Origin of the sequence: Microbacterium sp. RU33B, assembly GCF_900155915.1 — a bacterium.
Taxonomy (GTDB): domain Bacteria; phylum Actinomycetota; class Actinomycetes; order Actinomycetales; family Microbacteriaceae; genus Microbacterium.
On the sequence record NZ_FTPO01000001.1, the window covers coordinates 1,665,032 to 1,680,203 of the forward strand.

The 15,172-nt window shown below is 70.8% G+C and carries 15 protein-coding genes; 4 read left to right on the forward strand and 11 right to left on the reverse strand.

Annotation, left to right across the window (positions count from 1 at the left end):
- Window positions 1-34: 34 nt before the first annotated feature.
- Window positions 35-967, forward strand: coding sequence for a hypothetical protein (locus B0B14_RS08145; protein ID WP_076680915.1), 933 nt, complete (start codon window positions 35-37; stop codon window positions 965-967).
- Entirely contained in the window at window positions 964-1,332 is a 369-nt protein-coding gene (locus tag B0B14_RS08150; RefSeq protein ID WP_076680916.1) for a GntR family transcriptional regulator, read from the forward strand. The genes B0B14_RS08145 and B0B14_RS08150 overlap by 4 nt, the downstream gene beginning before the upstream one ends.
- A gap of 40 nt (window positions 1,333-1,372) precedes the next feature.
- Here the strand turns inward: B0B14_RS08150 and B0B14_RS08155 are convergent, their stop codons facing one another.
- The 10 genes from B0B14_RS08155 to B0B14_RS08200 form a co-directional block, all read right to left on the reverse strand.
- Window positions 1,373-2,446: a UDP-N-acetylglucosamine--N-acetylmuramyl-(pentapeptide) pyrophosphoryl-undecaprenol N-acetylglucosamine transferase gene (locus B0B14_RS08155; RefSeq protein ID WP_076680917.1), complete on the reverse strand. Its 1,074-nt coding sequence runs from the start codon at window positions 2,444-2,446 to the stop codon at window positions 1,373-1,375.
- Window positions 2,443-3,741 (reverse strand): putative lipid II flippase FtsW, encoded by a 1,299-nt coding sequence (gene ftsW / locus B0B14_RS08160; protein ID WP_076680918.1) that lies wholly within the window; start codon window positions 3,739-3,741, stop codon window positions 2,443-2,445. The genes B0B14_RS08155 and ftsW overlap by 4 nt, the downstream gene beginning before the upstream one ends.
- On the reverse strand, window positions 3,698-5,242 hold the full coding sequence (murD, locus tag B0B14_RS08165) for a UDP-N-acetylmuramoyl-L-alanine--D-glutamate ligase (RefSeq protein ID WP_076680919.1): 1,545 nt from the start codon (window positions 5,240-5,242) through the stop codon (window positions 3,698-3,700). The genes ftsW and murD overlap by 44 nt, the downstream gene beginning before the upstream one ends.
- The gene (mraY, locus tag B0B14_RS08170; protein ID WP_076680920.1) at window positions 5,239-6,348 is read right to left on the reverse strand and encodes a phospho-N-acetylmuramoyl-pentapeptide-transferase; all 1,110 of its coding nucleotides are present in this window, start codon (window positions 6,346-6,348) and stop codon (window positions 5,239-5,241) included. The genes murD and mraY overlap by 4 nt, the downstream gene beginning before the upstream one ends.
- The gene (murF, locus tag B0B14_RS08175; protein WP_076680921.1) at window positions 6,345-7,757 is read right to left on the reverse strand and encodes a UDP-N-acetylmuramoyl-tripeptide--D-alanyl-D-alanine ligase; all 1,413 of its coding nucleotides are present in this window, start codon (window positions 7,755-7,757) and stop codon (window positions 6,345-6,347) included. The genes mraY and murF overlap by 4 nt, the downstream gene beginning before the upstream one ends.
- Before the next feature lie 25 nt (window positions 7,758-7,782).
- Window positions 7,783-9,582, reverse strand: coding sequence for a peptidoglycan D,D-transpeptidase FtsI family protein (locus tag B0B14_RS08180; RefSeq protein WP_076680922.1), 1,800 nt, complete (start codon window positions 9,580-9,582; stop codon window positions 7,783-7,785).
- 4 nt (window positions 9,583-9,586) lie between these two features.
- Entirely contained in the window at window positions 9,587-10,174 is a 588-nt protein-coding gene (locus tag B0B14_RS08185; protein ID WP_076680923.1) for a cell division protein FtsL, read from the reverse strand.
- On the reverse strand, window positions 10,171-11,124 hold the full coding sequence (rsmH, locus tag B0B14_RS08190) for a 16S rRNA (cytosine(1402)-N(4))-methyltransferase RsmH (protein WP_076680924.1): 954 nt from the start codon (window positions 11,122-11,124) through the stop codon (window positions 10,171-10,173). Before rsmH ends, B0B14_RS08185 begins: the two co-directional genes overlap by 4 nt.
- A 112-nt stretch (window positions 11,125-11,236) precedes the next feature.
- The gene (mraZ, locus tag B0B14_RS08195) at window positions 11,237-11,668 is read right to left on the reverse strand and encodes a division/cell wall cluster transcriptional repressor MraZ (protein WP_076680925.1); all 432 of its coding nucleotides are present in this window, start codon (window positions 11,666-11,668) and stop codon (window positions 11,237-11,239) included.
- A 205-nt stretch (window positions 11,669-11,873) separates the two neighbouring features.
- Window positions 11,874-12,251, reverse strand: a complete 378-nt coding sequence (locus B0B14_RS08200; RefSeq protein ID WP_076680926.1) for a DUF3040 domain-containing protein — start codon at window positions 12,249-12,251, stop codon at window positions 11,874-11,876.
- Window positions 12,252-12,320: 69 nt separating this feature from the next.
- Between B0B14_RS08200 and B0B14_RS08205 the strand changes: the two genes are divergently transcribed.
- Window positions 12,321-13,415, forward strand: coding sequence for a polyprenyl synthetase family protein (locus tag B0B14_RS08205; RefSeq protein ID WP_076680927.1), 1,095 nt, complete (start codon window positions 12,321-12,323; stop codon window positions 13,413-13,415).
- Between the two features lie 15 nt (window positions 13,416-13,430).
- On the opposite strand, the gene B0B14_RS08210 is transcribed toward B0B14_RS08205, so the two are convergent.
- Complete coding sequence (locus B0B14_RS08210) at window positions 13,431-13,781, reverse strand: Rv2175c family DNA-binding protein (RefSeq protein WP_256714297.1); 351 nt, start codon at window positions 13,779-13,781, stop codon at window positions 13,431-13,433.
- A 138-nt stretch (window positions 13,782-13,919) separates the two neighbouring features.
- Between B0B14_RS08210 and B0B14_RS08215 the strand changes: the two genes are divergently transcribed.
- Window positions 13,920-15,113 (forward strand): muramidase family protein, encoded by a 1,194-nt coding sequence (locus B0B14_RS08215; RefSeq protein ID WP_256714298.1) that lies wholly within the window; start codon window positions 13,920-13,922, stop codon window positions 15,111-15,113.
- Window positions 15,114-15,172: the final 59 nt, after the last annotated feature.

Sequence of the window (15,172 nt, forward strand, 5' to 3'; positions counted from 1 at the left end):
TGACACATTGATACAGAAGTCGAACAATGGAGGGATGGAACCGTGGACGGTCTGGATCCCTACAGAGATCTTCAACGTGGCACTGCTGTGCGTGTTCGCGGCGGTGCCCGCGGTGATCCTGGTCGTGTCGCGCAGAGCGGACTGGGGCGACAGCCGGGCGTACGCCACGTCGATGCGCGCCCGGCTCCCCTTCGGCACCGACGCCGTGCACCGGAGCGTGCGAGCGCGCCTGAGGTCGGTCATCCGCGCGAACATGTGGGGCCTGTTCGTGGCGATCGTCGTGATGGGAGTCCTGTTCCTCACCACTCCGCTCGCGGCGAGCCCATACGCGATGTGGATCCTCTCCCTGATCCTCCTGATGGTCGTGCTCGCTGCAGGAACCCTCGCGGCGCAGCTTCGCGAGCGCATGTTCTCCCCCGTTCCCGAGGCGCCGCGCGTCGCCCGCCCGGTCGCCCTCCGGACCCGCGACTACGTCGGGCTCTGGCGCACCCGTGTCCCCGTCGTGCTGCTCGTCGCCGCCGTGCTGGCGACCGCCGCGCTCTCGGTCACGACGATCCTCGGCGTCACCGCGATCTCCGCCCTGCTCTCCACGGCCGGCGCACTCCTGCTGGCGATCGCCGCGACGGCCGGCACGCGCTGGGCCGAGCGACGGATCCTCGACCAGCCGCAGCCCGCATCGGACACCCTCGAACTCGCGTGGGACGACCTGTTCCGCGCCGACGCGCTCAGCACTCTGCGCATGAGCGCCGCGATGACCGCGTGGCTGCCGTTCGGCATGGCCACGACCCTCCTCGTGTCGCTGTTCCTCCCCGCGCAGACCCCGGAGCTGGCCACCCTGATGGGCCTGTTCCCGTGGTGGGGCATTCCGCTCCTGCAGGTGCTCTACACGCTGGGCACGGGGAAGCTCCCCGCGGCCCTGTACCCCGAGTTCCTGCGGGCGCCTGCGCCGGCACCGGTCGCATCATGATCGTCATCGATCCGCGCTCGCCCCTTCCGCCGTTCGAGCAGCTGCGCGCGCAGCTCGTGGATGCGGTCGCCTCGGGCGAGCTCGTCGCGGGCGCCCGGCTGCCCACCGTGCGCAGGCTCGCGGACGATCTCGGCCTGGCGCCCGGCACGGTGGCGCGCGCGTACCGTGAGCTCGAGGCATCCGGGTTCATCGAGACCCGCGGGCGCAACGGCACCTTCGTGTCGCCGCAGGGCGACCCCGCGCTGCAGCAGGCGCAGCGCGCGGCCGCGGCGTTCGCCGAGCAGGTGCGGATGCTGCGACTCGACGCCGATCAGGCCCTCGCCCTCGTGGCGGCGGCGCTGCGCGCTTCGGGCCCGGCCACCTGACACGCCCACCGCGAGTCGGCCGCCAGGGCGGGAGAGCCCGTCAGCGCGCGAGCGCCTCGTCGATCAGCGCGACCACGTTCTCGCTCCCGGTGCGTGTGCCCGCCGTCTCGGCGGCGGCTGCCATCGCGGCTCGGCGGTCGGCGTCGAGCAGGAGCGGCACGATCTCCGATCGCACGAGATCGGGGGTGAGGGCGGCATCCGGGATCAGGACGGCAGCGCCCGCGCGGACGGCGGAGGCGGCATTGAGCGCCTGCTCGCCGTTGCCCACCGCGTACGGCACGTACACGGCGGGGATGCCGAGGGCGCTGATCTCGCTGACGGTCGCCGCGCCCGAGCGCGACACGATGAAGTCGGCGAGGGCGAACGCGAGGTCCATGCGGTCGACGTAGCGCACGACGGCGCAGCCCGGAACACCCGGGTCGGCGAGCTCGGACTTCTCGCCCGTCACGTGCAGCAGCTGCCATCCCGCGGCGAGCACGTCCTGCCACGCGCCGCCGAAGGCCTCGTTGAGCCGGCGCGCGCCGAGCGACCCGCCGAACACGAGCAGCGTCGGCTTCGCGGCATCGAGCCCGAAGTGCGCGGCTGCATCGACGCGGAGCGCGGCGCGGTCGAGATCGACGATCTCTCGCCGCAGCGGCATGCCGACGACCTTCCCGCCCCGCAGCGGAGTGCCCTCGAACGCGACTCCCACCCGCGCCGCCGACCGGGCGCCCAGGACGTTGGCGAGACCCGGCTTGGCGTTGGCCTCGTGCACGACGAACGGCACGCGCTCTCGACGCGCCGCCAGGTAGGCGGGTGCGGACGCGTACCCGCCGAAACCGACGACGACATCGACCCGACGAGCGCGGAGGTATCGGCGCACCTGACCGATCGCCCCCGTGAACCGCGCGGGGAACGCCGCGGCCGCACGATTCGGGCGGCGCGGGAACGGCACCTTGTCGACGATGAGCAGCTCGTAGCCGCGCTCGGGCACGAGGCGGGCTTCGAGACCCTCCTTCGTGCCGAGCACGAGCACCACCGCCTCGGGATCGCGCGCCCGCAGCGCATCGGCCACCGCGAGCAGCGGATTGACGTGCCCGGCGGTGCCGCCGCCGGCGAGGAGGTACGTGGTCACCCGGCGACTTTACCCGCCGCGGCCGGAGCGCCGGTGCGGGCGGGAGAGCGCGGGACCGGCGCGCGGCGCCGGGCGACGGCATCCGCTCCGGCGACTCGACGCACGGGCGGCAGGGAACGGGCGAACGACAGAAGCACGCCGGACGCGATGAGAACCGACAGCAGCGACGTCCCGCCCTGCGACATGAACGGGAGCGGCACGCCCAGAACGGGGAACACGCGCAGGACGACGCCGATGTTGATGAGCGCCTGACCGACGATCCACACCGTGATGCCGCCGGCGACGATGCGGACGAAGGGGTCGTTCGTCTTGCGCACGACGTGGAACGCGCCGACGGCGAACAGCGCGAACAGGGCGAGCACCACGATGCAGCCGATGAGCCCGAGCTCCTCGCCGACGATCGCGAAGATGTAGTCGTTCGCCGCCGCCGGCAGCCAGTCGTACTTCTCCTTCGAGTTGCCCAGCCCGAGGCCGAAGACGCCGCCACCCGCGAGTCCCCACGTGCCGTGCAGCGGCTGGTAGCAGTCGCCGAAGTAGTCGTCGATGCAGTTCGGGTTCAGGAAGCTCATGATGCGGCGCATGCGGTCGGGACTCGTGACCGCATAGGCGAAGGCACCCAGGGCTCCCAGGATCGCGGGGAGGATGAAGATCCTCAGCTTGACCCCGGAGAAGAACAGCGCGCCGAGGGCCATCAGGGCGATGACCATCGCGGTGCCCATGTCTTCCCCGGCCATCACGACGCCGAGCACGAGGAGCGTGACCGGGACGAGCGGGATGAACACATGCGTCCACGACGACAGGAGCGTCTGCTTGCGGAACAGGATGAACCCGATCCACAGCGCGAGGGTGAGCTTGAGGAACTCCGACGGCTGCGCCTGCAGGCCGGCGATCGAGATCCAGTTGCGGTTTCCGTCGTTCTCGATTCCGAGGGGCGTGAACACGAGGAGCTGCAGGCCGACCGCCAGCACGAGCGCAGGCCAGGCGACCTTCTTCCAGAACGACACGGGGAAGCGCGAAGCGATGAACATGAGCGGCAGACCGATCGCCGCGAACACGGCCTGCTTGAGCACCGCGTCGTAGGGGGCCTCACCGCGCGCCGTCGCGACGGCCGACGTCGCCGACAGGATCATCACCAGCCCGAAGACGGTGAGCAGGATCGCGGTCGAGGCGATCAGCAGGAACTCGCTGGGCACCGGCGCGAACGCCTTGCCGAGCGAGACACGGGCCGCCAGACCGCGCTTGCGCGTGGGCTCAGGCAGGGCCTCCGGAGGACGACGAGTCGGCTTCTCCGCCATCGGTCCCCCTTCCGATCCGCTCCCTCACCGCTGCCGCGAAACGCCGGCCGCGATCGGCGTAGGACGAGAACTGGTCGAAGGATGCCGCGGCGGGGGCGAGCAGAACCACGTCCCCGTCACGAGCGACCTCGGCCGCGATCTCGACGACCTGCGCCATGACGTTCTCAGTCTCAGGGGCGTCGACCTCGAATACCGGAACCCCGGGCGCGTGTCGTCCGAACGCCGCCACGACCGCGACCCGATCGGTGCCGATCACGATCGCGGCCTTCGCGGTGCCGCCCCGGCGGGCGACGAGCTCGGAGATGTCGACGCCCTTGAGCAGCCCGCCCACGATCCACACGGCGCCGGGGTAGGCGGCGAGCGACGAACCGGCCGCATGCGGGTTCGTCGCCTTCGAGTCGTCGACCCACGTCACTCCCCCGTCGACGGCGACGACCTCGATGCGGTGCGGGTCGAGACGGAAGCCGCGCAGCGCGTCGTGGATCTGCCGTGGCGTCACCCCGAGCGAGCGGGCGAGACCGGCCGCAGCCAGGATGTTCGACACCACGTGCGGAGCGGCGAGGCCGATCTCGCGCAGGTCGGCGACGGTGGTGAGCTCGAGCGCCGAGGTGCGGCGGTCGTCGAGGAACGCGCGATCCACGAGGATGCCGTCCACGACGCCCAGGTCGCTCGGTCCCGGCACGCCGAGATCGAAGCCGATCGCCCGGGCGCCGTCGACGACCTCCGCGTCCTCGACCATCCGCAGGGTCGCGGCATCCGCCTTGTTGTACAGGCAGACGGCACGCGTGTTGTCGTAGACGTGGGCCTTCGCGTCGCGGTAGGCGTCGGCCGACCCATGCCACTCGAGGTGGTCGTCGGCGAGGTTCAGACACACGGCGGCGTGCGGCGAGACGGGCTCCGGCCCGCTCTGGAGGCCGAGGTACCAGAGCTGGTGGCTGGAGAGCTCGACCACGAGGGCGTCGAAGCCAGCGGGGTCGCGCACGGCATCGAGCACGGGCGTGCCGATGTTGCCGACCGGGGCCGCGCGCAGGCCGCCGGCGACGAGCATGGTCGCCGTCAGCCTCGTCGTGGTGGTCTTGCCGTTCGTGCCCGTGATGAGGATCCAGTCGGCAGGGCGTCCGTCGGGGCGCGAGACCTTGTCGCGCACGCGCCACGCCAGCTCGATGTCGCCCCACAGCGCGATGCCGCCCGCACGCGTCCATTCCACGAGCGGATGCCGGGGCGCGAACCCCGGCGAGGCGACGACGACGTCGGGGGCGAACGCGACGAGCTCGTCGGGCACCGTGTCGAGCGGACCGGTCCACAGGCGCGCGCCGATGACGGGCACGAGGCGCGCGTATTCCTCGGCGGCCTGCTCGGTGAGCACGAGCACCTCGGCGCCGAGCTCGGTGAGCGTGTCGGCCGCGGCGAAGCCCGTGACCGACAGCCCGAGGACGGCGACGCGCAGGCCCTTCCAGTCGGAGTGCCAGCTCGTCAGCGAATCAAGGCGGGCGGAGGTCATGTCTGGGTCAGCCACTCGACGTACATGAAGCCGACGCCCGTCACCGCGAGGATCGCGGCGATGATCCACATGCGCACGACGATCGTGGTCTCGGACCACCCGCGCATCTCCAGGTGATGGTGGAACGGACTGTTCAGGAAGAGCCGCCGACCCTTCGTGAACTTGAAGTACGCCCGCTGGAGCGTCACCGACCCCGTGCCGATGATGAAGACGCCGCACACGATGACCGCGAGGATCTCGGTGCGCGACAGGATCGACAGCGCCGCGATGACGCCGCCGATCGCCATCGAGCCCGTGTCGCCCATGAAGACCTCGGCCTTGGGCGCGTTCCACCACAGGAATCCGACGAGTCCGGCGGCGAACGCCGCCGCGATGATCGTGAGGTCGAGCGGGTCCCTGGTCTGGTAGCAGGCCGACTGGTAGGCATCCACCAGCGCCTGCGAATTGCAGCGCTGCTGGAACTGCCAGAACGTCACGAGGCTCATCGCGCCGATCGTGAAGACGCCGGCGCCCGCGGCGAGGCCGTCCAGGCCGTCCGTCACGTTCGTCGAGTTCGACCAGGCGACGCCGATGAAGGTGATCCACAGGATGAACAGGATCGTTCCGACGGCGACGCCCAGGGCCATGAAGTTGAGGACCGGGATGTCGCGGAAGAAGGACACGTACGGCGACGCGGGGGTCTGCCCCCACCGGTTCGCGAACTGCAGGGAGATCAGCGCCCACGGCACGATGACGATGGCCTGACCCAGGATCTTGCGCCAGCCCGAGAGCCCGAGGCTGCGCTGACTGCGCACCTTCATGTAGTCGTCGATGAATCCGACGATCGCGAAGCCCACCATCATCCAGATGACGAGCAGCCCCGAGATGGTGGGCGGAGATCCGCCGGCGTACGTGCCGACGAAGTAGCCGACCATCGTGCCGAGCACGAAGATGATCCCGCCCATCGTGGGCGTGCCGCGCTTCTGGTGGTGCTGGGGGTTGTTGCCGTCCTCCGGGGTGCGGATGACCTGACCCCACCCCCACTTGCGGAACAGGCGCAGGAAGACCGGAGTCAGGAAGAGGGTGAAGGCCAGCGAGATCGCCGCGGCGCTGAGGAGGGATCTCACGAGAACGATTCTCCCAGACGATCGCCGAGGAACCGGAGTCCGGCCGAGTTGGACGACTTCACCAGCACCCGGTCTCCGTCGCGCAGTTCGCCGGTCAGATACTCGAACGCGGCGTCGGCGTCGGGGAAGAAGACGGCCTCGTTGTCCCACGAGCCCTGGGCGACGGCCTCGAGGAACATGCGCCGCGCGTCGTTGCCCACGACGACGATGCGCTGGATGCCGAGCCGCACCGCGAGGAGTCCGACGCGGTCGTGCTCCTCTTCGGCGTACTCGCCCAGCTCGCTCATCGCCCCGAGGACGGCGACGGTGCGCTGACCGGGCTCGACGATCTGCGCGAGCGTCCGCAGTGCGGCCGACATCGAGTCGGGGCTCGCGTTGTACGCGTCGTTGATGATGCGCACCCGCTCCGAGCCGAGCGGCTGCATCCGCCACCGTTCGGCGAGCTCGACGGTCTCGAGCCGCTCGATGCACTCCGCGAGACCGACGCCCAGCGCCGTCGCGGTCGCGATCGCGGCCAGGGCGTTGCCCACGTGGTGCTCGCCCAGCACGCGGAGGCGCAGCGGAAGGGTCTCGTCGCCGGTCGTCACGGTGAAGCGGGTGCCGGATGCGGTGACCTGGACGTCGTCGGCGCGCACGTCGGCGCCGGTGCCCCGGCCGAACCAGCGCACACGCAGCCCGCGCTCGTCGGCGATCGGGGCCATGGCGGCCACCCGCGCATCGTCGGCGTTGAGCACCGCGAGACCGCCCGGGCGCACGGCGCGGACGAGCTCGGACTTCGCCGCGAACGTCGCCTCGATGCCGCCGAAGCCGCCCGCGTGCGCCATGCCGACCATGAGCACGACCCCGACGTCGGGCTCGACCAGCCCCGCGAGGCGCGCGATCTCGCCGGGCCCGCTCGCCCCGAACTCGCTGACGAGGTACCGGGTCGAATCGGTCACGCGCAGCATCGTGAGCGGCGCCCCGACCTCGTTGTTGAACGAGGCGCGCGGCGACACGGTCTCACCCTCGTCCTGCAGGATGCGGGCGAGGAGGTTCTTCGTCGTCGTCTTGCCGTTGGAGCCAGTGATGCCGACGATCCTGAGGTCGCCGCGGGCGCGGACCGTGCCGACGACCGTGCGCGCGAGGTCGGCCAGAGCGGTCACGACATCCGGCACGATCACCTGCGAGATCTCTGCGTCGACGTGCCGCTCGACGAGCGCCGCGGCCGCTCCGGCGTCGACGGCCGCGGGGACGAACAGGTGGCCGTCGGTCGCCTCCCCGGGCTTGGCGACGAACACGTCACCGGGGCCGATGAGGCGCGAGTCGGTGTCGACGACGCCCGACACGATCGTGTCGGGGGTGTCGGCCCCTGCGGTGCGGAGTTCTCCTCCGACGGCCTGGGCGAGCTGAGCGAGTGTGAGTGCGATCATCGTTATCCGGCCGGTCGCCGCCCGCTCACCCGAACTTGGGGAGCAGCGGCACTGCCTCTGTCGACGGCATGACGCGGTAGGTCTTGAGGACCTGCGTCATGGCCTTCTGCCATGCGGAGGCGTTGGCCCCCGACGACTTTATCCGAGTCGGCTCGTCGAGGGTGACGGCGACGATGTACTGCGGGTTCTCGGCGGGCGCGAATCCGACCATCGTGGTGAAGTACACACCCGACTTGTAGCCGCCGGCGCCGTTGCTCTTCTCACCGGTTCCCGTCTTCTCCGCGACGTTGTAGCCGGGAACGGCGACCGCCTTGGCGACGCCCGCCTGGGTCGCGACGTTGGCGAGCATCTGCTGCACCTGCACGGCCGTCTCGGGGGTGACGACCTGCGTCGGCGCCGAGGTGTCGGCGTCGACGACCGTGCCGTCGGAGCGGGTGCAGCCCTCGATGAGCGACAGCGGCACGCGGAGCCCGTCGTTCGCGATGGCCTGGTAGGCGCCGGAGAGCTCGGCGAGCGTGGTCTCGACGCCCTGGCCGAACGCGATGTTGTAGAAGCTCTGGTTGTCCCACCGGTCGGTCGTCGGCAGGTTGCCGGTGACCTGGCCGTTGAACGGGATCGATGTCCCCTGCCCGATGCCGAAGGCCGTCAGGTAGTCGTAGCGCGTCTGGGCGCTGACGCGCTCGGCGAACTTCGAGATGCCGACGTTCGACGAGTCGATGAGCACACCGGTGAGGGTGTACCGGTTGGCGGGGTGGCCGAAGGAGTCGGCCACGCGCGCGCCGTTGGGGAAGGTCTCGCGGCCCGATGCCGTCACCGTCGACAGCGGCGTCTGCCCGCCCGCGTCGATGACGGTCGCCGCCGTGAGCGCCTTGAAGGTGGAGCCGGGCTCGAAGCGGTTGAGGAAGATGCGGCTGCCGCGGTCCTCCGCCTTCGAGGCGGCCACGTCGTTGGGGTCGACGGTCGGGAACTCCGCCGCGGCACGGATCTTCCCGGTTGCGACCTCGGTCACCATGATGCTGCCCGAGAGCGCGCCCTGATCGACCACCTGCTCGGCGATGAGCTGCTGCAGGTACCACTGCAGGTCGCGGTTGATCGTGAGCTGCAGAGTGCCGCCGTCGACCGCCGGGTCTTCGGTCTCGGTGCCCGGGATGACGACGCCGTCCTTGCCCTTCTGGTAGCTGAGCGCACCGTCGGTGGACTGGAGGCAGCTGTCCTGGCTCTGCTCGAGCCCGCCCAGCGCCGCGCCGTCGGTGCCCATGTAGCCGACGAGGTTGCCGGCGACAGCGCCGTCGGGGTAGGTGCGTGCGGGGTGCGGAGTGAAGCTGAGGTACGGGATGCCGAGGTCGGCGAGGGTGCGGTACTGCTCGGTCGAGAGCCCCTTGGCGAGCTGAGCCCACTGGGTGTCTGCGTTCGCCGCGACGGCCGTCGTGACGATCGCCGCGATCTCCTCGGCCGTCTGGCCCGTGACGGCGGCGATCTCCGCCGTCGCCTGCGCCCACGGCACGAGGGAGGTGGTGCCGTCGACGGTGCGGGTGAATCCGCCCTTGGCCTCGTACCCCGAGATGTTCCGCGGATCGAGCGCGGCGTCGTAGAGGAGGATGCTGCCCGCGAGGATCTGACCGGTCTCGTCGACGATCGCGCCGCGTGTGCCGTAGATGGGCCTGCTGGATCCGAGCGCGTTCTCCATCGAGTCGGCGATGTGCTCCTTCGCGTTGACGACCTGGATGTCGACGAGCCGCACGATGAAGGCGGCGAGCACCGCGAGGACGACGGCGAGCGCCACGACGGTGCGACGGCGGGGACTGCGGGTGCTTCGCGTCGTCATGTGCTCAGTGTGTGCTCGGGGTCGGAAGGCCCTCGGTGAGGGCGGGCGGCGTGTTGGGGGTTTGCCCGTCGACGAGGGTCTCGTCGATCGGGACTTCGGGCACGCCCTGGATCGTCGCGTCGGGGGCGGTGACCAGCGGCGTGTCGAGGATGAGCGCGTTCGGAACCGAGCCGCGACCGAGCGCGTCGATCGACGAGGCGCCGATGGCGGCGGATCCGGTGCCGAGGATGGCGCCGTCGCTCAGCCGCAGGTATGACGGCGACTCGATGATCACCATCCCGAGCGCGGACGCGTTGGCCGCGAGGTACTGCGGCGAGCTGAGCCCGGCGATGTCGTCGTCGAGGATCTGCTTCTGCCAGGTGAGGGAGCGCTGCTCGGTGCCCAGCTGCGAGAGCTCGTACGAGGTCTGGGTCGTCAGGATCGACAGGGCCATCTGCGCGGCGCCGATCGACAGCGCGCCGGCGAGAGCGATGATGGCGTACGCGACGCGCGGGCGCCGACGGGTCGCGGGGCGCTCGACGGCGCGGAGGGGTCGACGCGGTTCGCCGCGACGTGCCGGGCTCGCCGGGGCGAGGGTGGTGAGGGCGCTCACGAGGCCTCCCGCAGTCTCTCAGCGGCGCGCAGACGCACCGGCGTCGCCCGCGGATTGGCTTCGATCTCTTCCGCGGTCGCCAGTTCGGCGCCCTTCACGAGGAGCCGGAACCGCGGTGCGTGCTCGGGCAGCTCGACGGGGAGTCCGGAGGGGGCGGTCGACGCCGACTGCGCGGCGAACTCGCGCTTCACGAGGCGGTCCTCCAGCGACTGGTACGACATCACGACGATCCGCCCGCCCACGCGCAGGAGCGACAGGGCAGCGGGGATGGCGCTCTCGAGCACGGACAGCTCGCGGTTGACCTCGATGCGCAGCGCCTGGAACACGCGCTTCGCGGGGTGTCCGGAGCGCTGTGCCGCGTAGGGGGTCGCGGCGATCAGGATCTCCACGAGGCGGCCGGAGCGATCGATGGGCGCTTCGGCGCGGGCGGCGATGATCGCCCGGGCGTAGCGTCCGGCGAGCTTCTCCTCGCCGTAGCGCTCGAAGATGCGGCGGAGGTCGCCCTCCCCGTAGGTGGCGACCACGTCGGCGGCGGTCGTGCCCGCGCTCTGGTCCATCCGCATGTCGAGCGGAGCATCCTTCGAGTACGCGAAGCCGCGGTCTGCCTCGTCGAGCTGCAGCGACGAGACGCCGAGATCGAACAGGATGCCGTCGACCTTCGCGACGCCGGCTCCGCGGACGGCGTCGGCGATGCCGTCGTAGACCGTGTGCACGAGCGTCACGCGGTCGCCGAAGCGGGCGAGCCGCTCCCCCGCGATGCGGAGGGCGTCGTGGTCACGGTCGAGGCCGATGAGTCGGATGTCGGGGAAGCGCTCGAGGAAGGCCTCGGAGTGCCCTCCCATGCCGAGCGTCGCGTCGACGAAGACGGCACCGGGCGCCTGCAGGGCGGGGGCGAGGAGGTCGACGCAGCGCTCGAGGAGCACCGGGGTGTGGATGTCGCGGAGGCTCATGATGACGGGGCTCTGCCGGATGCCGACCCCCGGATCCTGATCCCCCTCCGTCCCGACCTGGCGCCGGGGAAGTGCGTCAGGGCGTGAACGGCTGGAGATCACGATCAGGGGGTCAGAACAGGCCCGGGATCACCTCCTGCTCCATCTCGGCGTACGTCTCTTCGTTTCCGTCCGCGTAGGCGTTCCACGCGTCGGCGTTCCAGATCTCGGCGTGGGCGCCGATGCCCGTCACGACGAGCTCCTTCTCCAGACCCGCGTACGCGCGCAGCGCGGGCGGGATCGTGATGCGGTTCTGGCTGTCGGGCTTCTCCGCGCTCGCCCCGGAGAGGAACATGCGCAGGAACGCCCGGGCGTCCTTGTTGGTGAGCGGCGCCTCGCGGATCCGCTCGTGGATGCGCTCGAACTCCTCCGTGCTGAACACGTAGAGGCAGCGCTCCTGGCCCCGCGTGACGACGACCCCGGCACCGAGGTCGTCGCGGAACTTGGACGGCAGGATGACCCGGCCTTTGTCGTCGAGTTTGGGAGTGTGTGTGCCCAAAAGCATCAGCCAGTCACCCCCTCAGTCCGGCCCCCGCAGGTTGCTCGCCACTTTACTCCACTTCCCTCCACTTTGTCACCCATCCGAACCCCGGAATGGGCGAACGCCCCACAGCGTGGCTGCGGGGCGCGGGATTCCGGCATCCGGGCACAAAAAAAGCACCGACCCGAAGGTCGGTGCTCTACGAAGGGAAGAAGCGGTCAGGCGCCGATCAGCGCTCGCCCTGCCGCTTGTCCCAGCGATCGTTCATGCGATCCATGAACGATGACGACGACGTGGAGGAAGGTGGAGCCTTGGTGGAGGGACCGGATGCCGTGGGCAGCCCGCTCAGTCCACGCGTCGGGGTGACCGCCAGCACGACCCCGCCCAGCATCACGATGAAGCCGATCACGCCGACGGCGATGAGGGGGATCGAGACGCCGGCGATGAGACCGCCGAGACCCAGGAGGACGAGCACGGTGCCGTAGACGATGTTGCGGTAGCTCAGCGTCCGCCCGTCACGGGGCGCGCTGACCACATCGGCGTCGTTGTGCATGAGATGGCGTTCCATCTCGTCGAGCAGACGCTGCTCCTGTTCGGACAGTGGCATGCGTCCCCCTTCCCGGCTGGTTCCTGACGGTTCGATTCTACGCGCGCCGTCGATCACTAGGCTAGGCCCGTGTCACCCACTGCGGACTCCATCGAGGCTGTTTCTCAGCGACTCGACACCTTCCTGTCGGCTCAGACCTCCTCCGTGGCGGATTGGGGCTCCGAAGCGGCCCTCTTCGTCGAGGCCGGCGCGTCGGCGCTGCGAGGTGGCAAGCGCCTGCGCGGCCGGTTCTGCCTGGCCGGATGGCGCGCGGTCGCCGAGGCATCCGGACCCGTCGGAGACCCACCGGCGTACGTCGTGTCGGCCGCCGCCGCGCTGGAGGCGTTCCACGCCGCGGCGCTCGTGCACGACGACATCATCGACAACTCCGACACGCGGCGCGGGCGTCCGGCGGCGCACCGCGCGCTCGAGGCCTCGCACCGCGCGGCCGACTGGGTCGGCGACTCCGCGGCGTTCGGGCGGTCGTCCGCGATCCTGCTGGGAGATCTGCTGGTCGCCTGGAGCGACGACCTGTTCGAAGAAGGACTCGTCGAGGCCCCGCGCGATGTGGCGGCCGCCGCCCGGCACGAGTACGCGGTGATGCGCCGCGAGGTCACGATCGGACAGTTCCTCGACATCGCCGAGGAATCCGCCTTCGCCACCGAGCCCGACGACCGGCACGCCGACCGTGCGCTGCGGGTGGCCTCGTTGAAGTCGGCGAGGTACAGCGTGCAGCAGCCGCTCGCACTGGGCGCGGCTCTCGCCGGGGCGGATGCGGCGCAGCTCGCCGCGCTCGTGGCGTTCGGGCATCCGCTCGGCATGGCGTTCCAGCTGCGCGACGACGTGCTCGGCGTCTTCGGCGACGAGAGCGAGACGGGCAAGCCTTCGGGCGACGATCTCCGCGAGGGCAAGCGCACGGTGCTCGTGGCCTTCACGCGGGAGCAGCTCGCTCCCCCCGCGCGTCGCATCATCGACGAGCTCCTGGGCGACCCGACGCTGGATGCGGCGCAGATCTCCTCGGTGCAGCGCACGATCGTCGACACGGGCGCGCTCGACCGCGTGGAGGAGCTCATCGCGTCGTACGCGAAGGAGGCCGAGCGGGCACTGTCCGGCGCCCGGCTCGGCAACGCGGCCGTCGGGGGCCTGCGCGATCTCGCCCAGGCCGCGACCGTGCGGACGACCTAGGGCGTCGAGGCCGACTCAGGCCAGCGACTGCGCGACGCGACGCACCTCGGTCTTACGACCGGCCCGCAGCGCCTCGATCGGCGGATAACCGAGCGACTCGACGTCGGCGAGGAGCCAGTCGATCGCCTCATCGTCGGTGAACCCGGCGTCGTGGAGCACCGTCACGGTGCCGCGGAGCGACCCGAGCGGCTGCCCCCCGAGAAGGAACAGCGCCGGCACCCGCAGCGCGCCCGACCGTCGGGATCCGAGGAGCTGCCCTTCATCGAGCAGTCGCCGCACACGGCTGAGGGGCTCGCCGAGGAGGTCGACGAGGTCAGGGAGAGTCAGCCATTCGGCTTCGATGGGAGGCGTGGCGTCAGAAGTCACGAAAGCAACTATCGCACTCCCCGCATGCCTCGAGCCATTCCCAATAACCACACGAGGCACATCTGCCCCTCCTTTATCAGTCGTTGACACGCGTATACATCCGTGACACGGTTTTCGGAGTCCATTGAGGGGGAACTCGTGCGATCCACGACAGCCGTTGCGCCGGCGGCCATCGCCGGCTCCATCGCTCTGATGCTGGCGTCCGCGCCGGCGAACGCCGCCGAGCAGGAGCGTCCGCAGGCATTCCTGAAGCCGCAGACACCGGTCTTCACGGGAGCGGCGGCGGTGCTGAACGTGTCGGCGACCGCGCCGAGGCCGGCGAGCACGACTCCCCCGGAGACCTACGTCGTCCAGGCAGGCGACACCGTGTGGGCGATCGCGACGCGGTACGGCCTGCGGTCGGCCGACGTTCTCGCGCTGAACGGACTCACCTCCTCGCTCATCCACCCCGGCCAGACGCTGCGTCTCACCGGCGCCGTGGCCGCCGTCCCCGCCGCTGCGCCCGCCGCCCCGGCCGCGGGCACCGCGTACGTCGTCGCGAAGGGCGACACGCTCAGCGGGATCGCACAGCGCCACGGCGTGACGCTCCAGGCGATCTTCGACGCCAACGGGCTCGGGTACGGCTCGATCATCTATCCCGGGCAGTCGCTCACGATCGCGGGCGTCGCAGCCCCGGCTCCCGCGCCCGCGCCGCCGGCTGCTGCCCCCGTCGCCCCGGCCCCCACGGCGGGCGTGTCGTACACGATCCAGAAGGGCGACACGGTCTGGGCCATCGCGCAGCGCCACGGCGTCAGCACGGCCGCCGTGCTCGGGGCCAACGGCTTCACCGCGGAGACGATCATCTACCCCGGCCAGACGATCACGGTGCCCTCGGCATCCGTCACGATGACGCCCGCGGTCGCGGTGATCCCGGCCGTCTCGTCGGGACTCGACGCCGAGCAGGCGGCCAACGCCGCTCTCATCATCGCCGTGGGTCGCGAGATCGGCGTGTCCGACCGCGCGATCGCCATCGCGCTCGGCACGGCGATGCAGGAGTCGTGGCTCCGCAACCTCGACTGGGGCGACCGCGATTCGCTGGGCCTGTTCCAGCAGCGGCCGAGCACCGGCTGGGGCACGGCCGAAGAGGTGCGCGACCCGGTGCGGGCGACGAAGGTGTTCTTCGGCGGCGCGTCCGACCCCAACGGCACCCGCACCCGCGGCCTCCTCGACATCCCGGGGTGGGAGGGGATGTCGTTCGCCCAGGCGGCGCAAGCGGTGCAGATCTCCGCGTTCCCCGACCGCTACGCGCAGTGGGAGCAGCCCGCGTACGCCTGGCTCGCCGCTCACGGCTGAGCACCCGCGACGCGGCGCAGGGTGAGCCGCTCCCGAGGCTCACAGGCATCCGAACCTAG